This is a genomic window from Pseudomonas sp. NPDC086566, assembly GCF_050280885.1.
GTDB lineage: Bacteria > Pseudomonadota > Gammaproteobacteria > Pseudomonadales > Pseudomonadaceae > Aquipseudomonas > Aquipseudomonas vlassakiae.
The window spans coordinates 156281-168792 of record NZ_JBNNWD010000001.1 but is presented as its reverse complement, the minus strand read 5'-3'; the positions used below and the strand labels follow the sequence as shown (position 1 = coordinate 168792).

Below are 12512 nucleotides of genomic sequence, written 5' to 3'. Positions count from 1 at the left end.
GGCGCACGGCAAGGTGTTCATCAGTCGCGCGGGCCGCCCGGGGCAATCACTTCCCGCGAGCCGTTGCTGTTCATCGGGGTGACCACGCCGGCCATTTCCATCGACTCGATCATCCGCGCGGCGCGGTTGTAGCCGATCTTGAGCTTGCGCTGTACGGCCGAGATGGAAGCGCGGCGGCTTTCCAGCACGAACTGCACGGCCTCATCATACAGGGCATCGGTTTCGGCATCGTCACCATCACCACCGCCGCCGCCGCCATCGAAGCCGCTGCCGGCCTCTTCGACGCCATTGAGGATGTCATCGTTGTAGTCCGGCGCGCCACGCAGCTTCCACGCCTCGACCGTGCGGTGCACTTCATCGTCGGAGACGAACGCACCGTGCACACGGATTGGCAGGCTGGTGCCCGGCGGCATGTACAGCATGTCACCGTGGCCGAGCAACTGTTCGGCGCCGCCCTGGTCGATGATGGTCCGCGAGTCGATCTTGCTCGACACCTGGAACGCCATGCGGGTCGGGATGTTGGCCTTGATCAGGCCGGTGATCACGTCCACCGACGGACGCTGGGTGGCGAGGATCAGGTGGATACCGGCGGCCCGTGCCTTCTGGGCGATACGGGCGATCAGCTCTTCGACCTTCTTGCCGACGATCATCATCATGTCGGCGAATTCGTCGACCACCACGACGATGGTCGGCAGGGTCTTCAGCGCGGGCGGCTCGTCGTCCATGCTCTCGCGGCGGTACAGCGGGTCGTGGATGATCTCGCCGGCCTCCTGGGCGTCCTTGATCTTGCGGTTGAAGCCGGCCAGGTTACGCACGCCCATGGCCGCCATCAGCTTGTAGCGCCGCTCCATCTCGGCCACGCTCCAGCGCAGGGCGTTGGCGGCGTCCTTCATGTCGGTGACCACCGGGCACAGCAGGTGCGGGATGCCCTCGTAGATCGACAGTTCGAGCATTTTCGGGTCGATCATGATCAGCCGCGCGTCTTCCGGGCTGGACTTGAACAGGATCGACAGGATCATCGCGTTGACACCCACCGACTTACCGGAACCGGTAGTACCGGCCACCAGCAGGTGGGGCATCTTGGCCAGGTCGGTGATCACCGGCTTGCCGCCGATGTCGTGGCCCAGGGCCAGGGTGACCGGCGATTTCTGCTCTTCGTACTGCGGCGTCGCGAGCACTTCCGAGAAGCGCACCATCTGCCGGTTTTCGTTGGGGATCTCGATACCCACGGTGGTCTTGCCGGGGATGACCTCGACCACCCGCACGCTGGTCACCGCCAGGGAACGCGCCAGGTCCTTGGCCAGGTTGGCAATGCGGCTGACTTTCACGCCAGCGGCCGGCTGGATTTCGTAACGGGTAATCACCGGGCCCGGGTGGATGGAGTCCACCGAGACCTCCACGCCGAACTCCTTGAGTTTGATTTCCAGCAACTGGCCGACACCGGCCAGGGACTCTGGCGAGTACTCGATCTTCTTCTGTTCGGCCGGGTCGAGGATGGAAATCGACGGCAAGGTGCCCTCTACGGCGCTGTCGACGAACAGCGGCGCCTGTTTTTCCTTCATGACCCGCTTGCTCAGTTCCGGCGCCCTGGCCACAGCCGGGGGTACGATGGTCGGAGCTGCTGGCTGCTCGCGGGAGACCACGGGCTCACGCGGCACGACAGGTTCGCGGGCGAGGGTTGGTTCGCGAGGCACTACAGGCTCGCGGGCGAGTGTCGGCTCACGGGAAAGGGTCGGTTCACGCGGTTCAACGGGCTGGGCCGGTGCGTCCTCCCGCTTGAAGATGCGCTCGCGCAGCGCCGGTTTGGCTGGCTCACGCTTGTCGCTGGCCTTTGGCCCCAGATCGAACACCGGGTCGTCAACTTCACGCAGTTGCGCCTCCAGGCGCTTGCGCTCGTTGCGTGCCTCCCACCAGCGGCTGGCCGCGCCCTGTACCAGTTCGAACAGGTCGAGGGTGATCTTGCCGGTCATGTCCATCACCTTGAACCATGACAGGTCGGTGAACACAGTCAGGCCGAACAGGAACAGGGCGATGAACATCAGGGTGCTGCCCTGCACGTTCAGCAGGTTGCGCGCCAGGTCGCCAAGGCTTTCGCCCAGCGCACCGCCCGCGGAAAACGGCAGGCTCGCCGGCGGGTGGAAATGGATATGCGCCAGCGCCGCGCCCGACAGCACCAGGAACACCAGGCCGATCAGCCGCCAGGAGAACAACCAGCCGCTCCACTGCCACGGCTGGTGCCGTTCGCGGAAGATCTGCCAGGTCTTGATCGCCAGCAGCAGCGGGAAGATATAGGCGAAGTAGCCGAGCACCATGAACAGGATGTCGGCAAAGTACGCACCGGCACGCCCGGCCGCATTCTGCACCTGATCGACGTTGCTGGTGTGGCTGAAGCCTGGGTCCGATGTATCGTAGGTCAGCAGTGCCATCCACAGGTACAGGCACAGGGCGCCGACAGCGATCAACGCACCTTCCTTGAGGCGGTAATGCAGCTGCTGCCGCCACAGGGGCACAGGCAAGGGGGCTGGAGTTGCGGTGGATTTCTTCAAAACGCGTCTATTCCTGCGCGTGCTGCGCGTCCAGTAGTGATCGGCCGGTGTCTGGCCAATGAACCACTACTTTTAACATTACTGCCCGCCAGCCGCCATGACGGCGCGCCGTATGGAGCTCGAGTGGGGGCGACTTTCGTATAGGTGCAATTTGAGCATGCATTGCCTTCTGTGACAAAGGCTTATGCTGTGTTTTTGCACAGGTGTGACAGCAAATGTAGCGGATGGTGCCTATGCGTTCATGAATACGTAGGAAATTGCCTATTCTGCTGCCAGCCATTAACTCTTGAGCCTGCCAGCATTGACCCCGCAAGCCCTGCAAGCCATGCTGCCCTCTCCCCTCCCCCACCGCACGATAGACCATGCTCACCTGGCTAACCCGCGACTCGCTGACCTTCCCGCCCCTGGAAAAGGCCCTGCACGACCCCAACGGATTGCTCGCCGCTGGCGGCGACCTGAGCCCCGAGCGTTTGGAGCAGGCATACCGGCATGGCTGCTTCCCTTGGTACCAGGACGGCCAGCCGATTCTCTGGTGGTCACCTGACCCGCGCACCGTGCTGTTCCCTGACGAGCTGCACGTCTCGCGCTCGCTGGCCAAACTGATGCGCCAGGGCCGCTACCAGGTCAGCTTCGACACCGACTTCCCGGCAGTGATCGCCGCCTGCGCTGCCCCGCGCGACTACGCCGACGGCACCTGGATCACCGACACCATGCGCAATGCCTACTGCGAACTGCACCGGCGCGGTATCGCCCACTCGGTAGAAGTGCGCGCAGACGGCGCACTGGTCGGCGGCCTGTATGGCCTGGCCATCGGCCAGCTGTTCTTCGGCGAGTCGATGTTCAGCCGCGCCGACAATGCCTCCAAGGTCGGCTTCGTGACGCTGGTCGAACATCTGCGCCAGGCCGGCTTCGTGCTGATCGACTGCCAGATGCCCACCAACCACCTGCACAGCCTGGGTGCCCGGGCCATCAGCCGCAGCCGCTTCGCCGACTACCTGGCGCGCCACCTCGACCAGCCCAACAGCGCTACCTGGGTTTGCTAGGCGAGTTTTGCCAGCTGGCTTACACTTAAAGCAACGTCTCACCGAGGGGGTTGATCATGACAGAGTTGGCGCGGTTGAAGTTCTATGCCACTCAACCCCACTCCTGCAGCTACCTGCCGGACGAACAGGCCACCACGCTGTTCCTCGACCCCAGCCAGCCGATGGACGTGCACGTGTATGCCGACCTCTCGGAAATGGGCTTTCGCCGCAGCGGTGACCACCTGTACCGCCCGCATTGCCAGAACTGCAATGCCTGCGTGCCTGCGCGCATCCCTGCCGCGCGCTTCATCCCCAACCGCCAGCAGCGGCGCATCCTCAAGCGCAATGCCGACCTGACCGTGACGGCGGCGCGCCCAGCGTTCAAGGAAGAATATTTCGACCTGTACCGGCGCTACATCGAGACCCGTCACGCCGATGGCGACATGTACCCGCCGAGCCGCGACCAGTTTTCCACCTTCCTGGTCCGCGACCTGCCGTTCTGCTGGTTCTACGAGTTCCGCCTGGACAGCCGCCTGCTGGCAGTGGCCGTCTGCGACCTGCTGCCCAACGGCCTGTCAGCGGTATACACCTTCTATGAGCCGGAAGAAGAACGCCGCAGCCTCGGGCGCTTTGCCATCCTCTGGCAGATCACCGAAGCCTTGCGTCAGGATCTGGAAGCGGTTTACCTGGGTTACTGGATCAAGAACTGCAAGAAAATGAACTATAAGACGCAATATCGGCCTATCGAGTTGTTGATAAACCAGCGCTGGGTCACCCTCAACTGAAAGCATTGGCTTGACACACAGTTTTCGGGCATAATCCACGCCACTTTTTTGCCCGGTGCGGTATGCGTCGGGCCAACACTGGATCCGAGGGCTCTACTGCATGTCGAAAGAAGACAGCTTCGAAATGGAAGGTACTGTCGTCGACACCCTGCCCAACACCATGTTCCGCGTGGAGTTGGAAAACGGGCACGTCGTAACCGCGCACATCTCCGGAAAGATGCGCAAGAACTACATCCGCATTCTCACTGGCGACAAGGTCCGCGTCGAACTGACGCCGTACGACCTGAGCAAGGGCCGCATCACCTACCGTGCGCGCTAAGCTCCAGCCATGAAAAAGCCCGGCCATGTGCCGGGCTTTTTTGTGCCTGCCTGGAACAACCTGGGGCCGCAAAGCGGCCCCATATGTCACGCAACCTCAGCCGTGGTCTCGAAGTCGAACACCAGTTCGCCATCGCGCAGGTCGACGTGCACCACACCACCGTGCTCGGCCAGCTCGCCAAACAGGATCTCCTCGGCCAGCGGCCGCTTGATCTTGTCCTGGATGAGCCGCGCCATCGGCCGTGCCCCCATCTGCACGTCGTAGCCGGAAACCGCCAGCCAGCCGCGCGCGGCATCGCTGACCTCCAGCAACACACGCTTGTCTTCCAGTTGCGCCTGCAACTCGATGAGGAACTTGTCGACGATGCTCTTGATCGTCTCGGTGCTGAGGCGGCCAAACTGGATGATGGTGTCCAGGCGGTTGCGGAACTCCGGCGTGAAGCTCTTGCGGATGACTTCCATGGCATCGGACGCGTGGTCCTGATGGGTGAAACCGATCGAGGCCCGCGCGGCAGTTTCGGCGCCGGCGTTGGTGGTCATGATCAGGATCACATTGCGGAAGTCGGCCTTGCGCCCGTTGTTGTCGGTCAGGGTACCGTGGTCCATCACCTGCAGCAGCAGGTTGAAGACTTCCGGGTGGGCCTTCTCGATCTCGTCGAGCAGCAGCACGCAGTGCGGTTGCTTGGTGATCGCTTCGGTCAGCAGGCCGCCCTGGTCGAAACCAACGTAGCCAGGCGGCGCACCGATCAGCCGCGACACGGTGTGACGCTCCATGTACTCGGACATGTCGAAGCGCACCAGCTCGACGCCCAGCGCCTTGGCCAGCTGCCGCGCCGCTTCGGTCTTGCCCACACCGGTCGGGCCGGCGAACAGGAACGAACCGACCGGCTTGTCCGGCGACTTGAGGCCGGCCCGGGACAGCTTGATGGCGGTGGCCAGCGAGTCGATGGCCTGGTCCTGACCGAACACGGTCAGCTTCAGGTCGCGCTCGAGGTTACGCAGCAGCTCCTTGTCGGAACTGGTGACGTGCTTCGGCGGAATCCGCGCGATCTTGGCAACAATGTCCTCGACCTGCGGCACATCGATGCGGTTGACCCGGCTGGCTTCAGGCTGCAGCCGCTGATAGGCGCCCGCTTCATCGATCACGTCGATGGCCTTGTCCGGCATGTGGCGATCGTTGATATAGCGCGAGGCAAGCTCGGCGGCGGCGCGCAGGGCTTCGTCGCTGTACTCGATGTTGTGGTGGCTCTCGAAACGGCCTTTCAGGCCACGCAGGATGCCGACGGTGTCTTCCACCGACGGCTCGCTGACATCGACCTTCTGGAAGCGCCGCGCCAGGGCACGGTCCTTCTCGAAGATGCCGCGAAATTCCTGGAAGGTGGTCGAACCGATGCAACGAATCTCACCAGACGACAGCAGCGGCTTGAGCAGGTTGGAGGCATCCATCACCCCGCCCGACGCCGCACCGGCACCGATGATGGTGTGGATTTCATCAATGAACAGAATCGCTTGCGGGCGCTTCTTCAGCTCACCGAGCAGCGCCTTGAAGCGCTTTTCGAAATCGCCGCGGTATTTGGTACCGGCCAGCAGCGCACCGAGGTCCAGCGAGTACACCACGCTCTGCGCCAGCAGGTCCGGCACCTGGCCGTCGACGATCCGCTTGGCCAGGCCTTCGGCGATGGCGGTCTTGCCGACGCCGGCCTCACCGACCAGCAGCGGGTTGTTCTTGCGACGACGGGCCAGAATCTGCGCCACACGCTCGACTTCCTGCTCGCGACCCACCAGCGGGTCGATACGGCCAGCACGGGCGAGTTCGTTCAAGTTGCTGGCGTAGGCGTCCAGCGGGTTGCTCGAAGAGGAGGTTTCGCCGCCCTCTTCGTCCTGCATGTCCTGGTCGCTTTCGGAATGCGAACCATGGCCCGGCACTTTGGAGATGCCATGGGCGATGTAGTTGACCACATCGATACGGGCCACGCTCTGCTGTTTCAGCAGGAACACGGCCTGGCTTTCCTGTTCGCTGAAGATCGCCACCAGCACATTGGCGCCGGTCACTTCGCGCTTGCCGGAGCTCTGCACGTGGAACACGGCACGCTGCAGCACACGCTGGAAGCCCAGGGTCGGCTGGGTTTCGCGGTCTTCGTCGTTGACCGGGATCAAGGGGGTAGTGGAGTCGATGAACTCTTGCAGGTCGTGCTTGAGTTTGTCGAGATTCGCGCCACAGGCGCGCAGAACGGTCGCGGCAGCCTCATTGTCAAGGAGTGCCAGCAGCAGATGTTCGACGGTCATGAACTCATGACGCTTCGAACGAGCCTCCTTGAAGGCAAGATTGAGGGTGACTTCGAGCTCGCGGTTTAACATAGCTTCACCTCATACCCAAGTGGTCGGCGATTAACCGTCCTTCTCGATTTCACAGAGTAGCGGATGCTGGCTTTCCCTGGCGTATTGGTTGACCTGCATGGCCTTAGTTTCGGCGATGTCACGGGTAAACAATCCGCACACTGCCCGCCCTTCGGTGTGGACGGTCAGCATGATCTTGGTCGCCAGCTCGCGGTTCAGACTGAAGAACGTTTCGAGCACTTCGACGACGAAATCCATCGGCGTGTAGTCATCGTTGAACAAAACCACCTTGTACATAGGTGGCGCCTGCAGGATCGGCTTGGCTTCCTGTACCGCAAGCCCTGAGCCGTCGTCCTCATTCGTTTGCGGGCGATCCTGATTGAATGTTAGTCGAATCTCACTGGGTGCATGCATGGAAAGAATTTCATCATGAGCGTCAGGTTAAGGTTGTGGGTTGACTGCATTGGCGGCCGCTGGCGCACGCGCCACCTGACCTTGACTAACGGCAAAACGGTGTTACAACCAATAAGAACCCACCGTGGTCGATAAAGATCCGCGCAGTCAACCAGATTTTTCGCAGGTTCGTATGCGGATGAAGTGGATGATACTCCAGTGATGGAGTCCTTTGCAGAGGGACATAGGGATGGCAAGCGGTAAAGTCAAGTGGTTCAACAATGCCAAGGGCTACGGATTCATCAATGCTGACGGCGATAGCGAAGACCTTTTCGCCCATTACTCCGCCATCCAGATGGACGGCTACAAGACGCTGAAGGCCGGACAGGTCGTGGTGTTCGATATCGTGCAGGGCCCCAAGGGCAAGCACGCGGTGAACATTTCGGGCAACGCCAGCATCAGCCCAGAGCCCGTTCCGGAGATCGTCGTCGCCAACGCCTGAGCCATCCCGCTCTGCCGGTAAACGAAGGAACCGGCCGCCCCTTCAAGAGCGGCCGGTTTTTATTGCCTCACATATGCTTGATCATTTCATCGCCAAAACCTGAGCTACCTACCAGCGTGGCACCTTCCATCAACCGCTCGAAGTCGTAGGTCACGGTCTTGGCGGCAATCGCACCGTTGGTGCCCTTGATGATCAGGTCAGCCGCTTCAGTCCAGCCCATGTGCCGCAGCATCATCTCCGCCGACAGGATGACCGAGCCCGGATTGACCTTGTCCTGCCCGGCATATTTCGGTGCGGTACCATGGGTAGCCTCGAACATGGCCACGGTGTCGGACAAGTTGGCGCCCGGCGCGATGCCGATGCCACCCACTTCCGCTGCCAGGGCATCGGACAGGTAGTCACCGTTCAGGTTGAGGGTAGCAATCACGTCGTACTCGGCAGGGCGCAGCAGGATCTGCTGGAGCATGGCGTCGGCGATGGCGTCCTTGACGATCACTTCACGGCCGCTCTTGGGGTTCTTGAACTTCATCCATGGGCCGCCGTCGAGCAGTTCGGCACCAAACTCGTCGCGGGCCACTTCGTAGCCCCAATCCTTGAAGGCCCCCTCGGTGAACTTCATGATGTTGCCCTTGTGCACCAGGGTCAGCGATTTGCGATCATTGTCCACCACATATTGCAGGGCCTTGCGCACCAGGCGCTTGGTGCCCTCGCGCGAGACCGGCTTGACGCCGATGCCGCAATCCTGGTCGAAACGGATCTTGGTGACACCCATTTCTTCCTTGAGGAACTTGATTACCTTGTTCGCTTCAGGCGAGCCGGCCTTCCACTCGATGCCGGCATAGATGTCCTCGGAGTTCTCGCGGAAGATCACCATGTCGACATCGCCGGGCTTTTTCACCGGGCTCGGCACGCCCTGGAACCACAGCACCGGGCGCAGGCAAACGTAAAGGTCGAGCTGCTGGCGCAAAGCCACATTGAGCGACCGGATACCGCCGCCGACCGGCGTAGTCAGCGGCCCCTTGATCGAGACGACGTAGTCTTTCACCGCATCCAGGGTTTCCTGGGGCAGCCAGGTGTCCTGGTCATAAACCTGGGTGGCCTTCTCGCCGGCATATACCTCCATCCAGGCGATCTTGCGCTTGCCGCCGTAAGCCTTCTGCACGGCGGCATCGACCACCTTGATCATCACTGGCGAGACGTCGACGCCAATCCCGTCACCTTCAATATAAGGAATGATCGGGTTGTCGGGCACGTTGAGCGAATGGTCGGCATTGACGGTGATCTTGGCGCCGTCGGTCGGAACCTTGATTTTCTGGTATCCCATGCTTGCACTACTCCGCTGTCGGGTGTGATTGGACATCATGCGATCCAATGAGCCTAAACCACATCCGTCGACCTGCAAGCTGTGGGAGCAGGCATGCCCGCGAAGAATGCCACGCAGATGGTGCGTCATTACGCCACATTGCCCCTACGTCTTTGGTCTTATAAATGGCGCCGATGTCACTTCGCCTTGCTGATTAGCCCGAATGGTTTGGTATACTCCGCCGCGACCGAAGGGTCATCGGGGCGAATCCCAGGAAAATGCGGACCGCCCTTGGCCAGGAATGGCCACCAAGCCTGGCCAGAAAAGTCTGGACTGTTACCGCAGCTCAGCATTGACGCTCGACTGATGCATCCACCATCACCGCTCGCAGCCTCTCGACTTTCCGCTCATGGCGTAGCCAGGGCGATGCGCCTACCCTGCGCACCACGAGACTCGAGCACGCTCAGCACACAGAGAGTTAACCCGCATGCCCACCCGTTCCAAGATCATCTATACCTTCACCGACGAAGCCCCCGCCCTCGCCACCTACTCGCTGCTGCCGATCGTCGAAGCCTTCACCGCTTCCGCTGACATCGCCGTCGAAACTCGCGACATCTCCCTGGCCGGCCGTATCCTTGCCGCCTTCCCGGAGCAACTGGGCGCAGAGAAGCAAGTAGGCGATCACCTGGCGGAACTGGGCCAGCTGGCTACCACCCCTGAAGCCAACATCATCAAGCTGCCGAACATCAGCGCCTCGGTACCGCAGCTCAAGGCCGCGATCAAGGAACTGCAGGGCAAGGGCTTCAACATCCCTGACTACGCCGACGAGCCGTCCACCGAGGCCGAGAAAGAATCCCGCGCCCGCTACGACCGCATCAAGGGTTCGGCCGTGAACCCGGTGCTGCGCGAAGGCAACTCCGACCGCCGCGCCCCGCTTTCGGTCAAGAACTACGCCCGCAAGCATCCACACAAGATGGGCGCCTGGGCCGCCGACTCCAAGTCGCACGTTGCCCACATGAACAACGGCGACTTCTACGGCAGCGAAAAAGCCGCACTGATCGAGGCTGACGACAGCCTGCGCATCGAGCTGGCCGGCAAAGATGGCAGCACCACCGTGCTGAAAGCCAAGACTGCCGTCAAAGCCGGCGAAATCGTCGACTGCGCCACCATGAGCCGCAAGGCCCTGAAAGCCTTCATCACCGAACAGATCGCCGATGCCAAGGCCTCCGGCGTACTGCTGTCGGTGCACCTGAAAGCCACCATGATGAAGGTCTCCGACCCGATCATGTTCGGCGTCATCGTCGAAGCGTTCTACGGCGAGGTTCTGGCCAAGCACGCAGCAGCCCTGGCTGAAGTAGGCTTCAACGCCAACAACGGCATCGGCGACCTGTACGCCCGCATCAAGGACCTGCCAGCTGACAAGCAGGCCGAGATCGAAGCCGACATCCAGGCCCTGTACGCCGAGCGTCCAGCCCTGGCCATGGTCAACTCCGACAAGGGCATCACCAACCTGCACGTGCCGAGCGACGTCATCGTCGACGCCTCGATGCCAGCGATGATCCGCGACTCGGGCAAGATGTGGAACAGCGCCGGTGAACTGCAGGATGCCAAGGCGATCATCCCGGATCGTTGCTACGCCGGCATCTACCAGGCCACCATCGAAGACTGCAAGGCCAATGGCGCCTTCGACCCTACCACCATGGGCAGCGTGCCGAACGTCGGCCTGATGGCGCAGAAGGCCGAAGAGTACGGCTCCCACGACAAGACCTTCCAGATCCAGGCCGATGGCGTAGTCCGCGTGGTCGATGGCAAAGGCAACGTCGTTCTGGAGCAGAACGTCGAAGCCGGTGACATCTTCCGCATGTGCCAGACCAAAGACGCGCCGATCCAGGACTGGGTCAAGCTGGCCGTCAACCGTGCCCGCCTGAGCAATACCCCGGCGGTGTTCTGGCTGGACCCGGCCCGCGCCCACGACGGCGTGATGATCGAGAAGGTGCAGAAGTACCTGAAGGACCACGACACCACTGGCCTGGACATCCGTGTCCTGGCGCCGGTCGATGCGATCAAGTTCTCCCTGGCCCGCATCCGCGAAGGCAAGGACACCATCTCGGTGACCGGCAACGTGCTGCGCGACTACCTGACCGACCTGTTCCCGATCATGGAACTGGGCACCAGCGCCAAGATGCTGTCGATCGTGCCGCTGATGAACGGCGGTGGCCTGTTCGAAACCGGCGCCGGCGGTTCGGCTCCGAAGCACGTGCAGCAGCTGGTGGAAGAGAACTTCCTGCGTTGGGACTCGCTGGGTGAATTCCTGGCCCTGGCCGCTTCCCTGGAGCACCTGGGCAACACCTACGACAACCCGCGCGCCAAGGTCCTGGCCAACACCCTGGACCAGGCAACCGGCAAGTTCCTCGACACCAACAAGTCGCCTTCGCGCAAAGTCGGTGGTATCGACAACCGCGGCAGCCACTTCTACCTGACCCTGTACTGGGCCCAGGCGCTGGCTGCACAGAACGATGACGCCGCCCTGCAGGCGCGCTTCGCCCCACTGGCCAAGACCCTGACCGAGAACGAGGAGACCATCGTCGCCGAGCTCAACGCCGTTCAGGGCAAGCCGGCCGACATCGGTGGCTACTACGCCCCGGATGCCGAGCTGACCGCCAAGGTGATGCGCCCAAGCCAGACCCTGAACAGCGCCATTGCTGCCCTGTAAGGTTCGCTTGAAGTAACAGCACAAACCCCGGCCACGCACCGGGGTTTGTGCTTTCTGGGTAAACCATTTCTGGCCACCAGCGCTCCCACAAGGGCTGTGCAGGCCTCTAAGGAGCTGTTCATGACCTGGCAACCCCACATCACCGTCGCCACCATCGTCGAACGAGAAGGCAAGTTCCTCTTCGTCGAAGAATTCAAGGCAGGCCAGCACGTCTTCAACCAACCCGCCGGCCACCTCGAGCCCAACGAGACCCTGCCCCAGGCCGCCCTGCGCGAAACCCTGGAAGAAACCGCCTGGGAAGTCGAGCTCACCGGCGTGGTCGGCATCTACCTCTACACCGCCCCGAGCAATGGCGTGACCTACCAGCGCATCTGCTTCGCGGCCCGCCCGGTGCGCCACCATGCCGACCTGGCCCTGGACAGCGACATCGTCCGCGCCGTGTGGCTGACCCGCGACGAACTGCTGGCCGACCCCAGCCGCTGGCGCAGCGAGCTGGTGCCGCGCTGCCTCGATGACTACCTGAAAGGCCCGCTGCACAGCCTCGACTTGCTGCGTGACTGACGCGCCGCGCCGGTTTTGCTAGAATCGGCGTT

At 62.2% G+C, this 12512-nt stretch carries 10 protein-coding genes; 6 read left to right on the top strand and 4 right to left on the bottom strand.

Going from position 1 to position 12512, the window contains the following annotated elements; all coding sequences use genetic code 11:
- Positions 1 to 20 precede the first annotated feature (20 nt).
- On the bottom strand, positions 21 to 2606 hold the full coding sequence (locus tag ACQKPS_RS00745; protein ID WP_427602875.1) for a DNA translocase FtsK 4TM domain-containing protein: 2586 nt from the start codon (positions 2604 to 2606) through the stop codon (positions 21 to 23).
- Between the two features lie 302 nt (positions 2607 to 2908).
- Here ACQKPS_RS00745 and aat point away from each other — a divergent pair, with 302 nt between their 5' ends.
- From aat to infA, 3 genes are all read left to right on the top strand, one after another.
- Complete coding sequence (gene aat, locus ACQKPS_RS00740; protein ID WP_254480574.1) at positions 2909 to 3589, top strand: leucyl/phenylalanyl-tRNA--protein transferase; 681 nt, start codon at positions 2909 to 2911, stop codon at positions 3587 to 3589.
- 56 nt (positions 3590 to 3645) lie between these two features.
- Positions 3646 to 4353, top strand: a complete 708-nt coding sequence (locus ACQKPS_RS00735) for an arginyltransferase (RefSeq protein ID WP_254480576.1) — start codon at positions 3646 to 3648, stop codon at positions 4351 to 4353.
- Positions 4354 to 4453: 100 nt separating this feature from the next.
- A complete protein-coding gene (gene infA, locus ACQKPS_RS00730; protein WP_002553999.1) occupies positions 4454 to 4672 on the top strand; it encodes a translation initiation factor IF-1 in 219 nt (72 codons plus the stop codon).
- 86 nt (positions 4673 to 4758) lie between these two features.
- Here infA and clpA read toward each other — a convergent pair whose 3' ends face one another.
- The gene (gene clpA / locus ACQKPS_RS00725; RefSeq protein WP_427602136.1) at positions 4759 to 7029 is read right to left on the bottom strand and encodes an ATP-dependent Clp protease ATP-binding subunit ClpA; all 2271 of its coding nucleotides are present in this window, start codon (positions 7027 to 7029) and stop codon (positions 4759 to 4761) included.
- A 30-nt stretch (positions 7030 to 7059) separates the two neighbouring features.
- Entirely contained in the window at positions 7060 to 7422 is a 363-nt protein-coding gene (clpS, locus tag ACQKPS_RS00720) for an ATP-dependent Clp protease adapter ClpS (RefSeq protein WP_016488124.1), read from the bottom strand.
- A 229-nt stretch (positions 7423 to 7651) separates the two neighbouring features.
- On the opposite strand from clpS, the gene cspD reads away from it, so the two are divergent.
- Positions 7652 to 7903, top strand: coding sequence for a cold shock domain-containing protein CspD (cspD, locus tag ACQKPS_RS00715; RefSeq protein WP_427602133.1), 252 nt, complete (start codon positions 7652 to 7654; stop codon positions 7901 to 7903).
- Between the two features lie 67 nt (positions 7904 to 7970).
- Here the strand turns inward: cspD and icd are convergent, their stop codons facing one another.
- On the bottom strand, positions 7971 to 9227 hold the full coding sequence (gene icd / locus ACQKPS_RS00710; RefSeq protein ID WP_254480580.1) for an NADP-dependent isocitrate dehydrogenase: 1257 nt from the start codon (positions 9225 to 9227) through the stop codon (positions 7971 to 7973).
- A gap of 466 nt (positions 9228 to 9693) precedes the next feature.
- Between icd and ACQKPS_RS00705 the strand changes: the two genes are divergently transcribed.
- On the top strand, positions 9694 to 11919 hold the full coding sequence (locus ACQKPS_RS00705; RefSeq protein ID WP_427602131.1) for an NADP-dependent isocitrate dehydrogenase: 2226 nt from the start codon (positions 9694 to 9696) through the stop codon (positions 11917 to 11919).
- Between the two features lie 120 nt (positions 11920 to 12039).
- The gene (locus ACQKPS_RS00700; protein WP_254480582.1) at positions 12040 to 12480 is read left to right on the top strand and encodes an NUDIX hydrolase; all 441 of its coding nucleotides are present in this window, start codon (positions 12040 to 12042) and stop codon (positions 12478 to 12480) included.
- Positions 12481 to 12512: the final 32 nt, after the last annotated feature.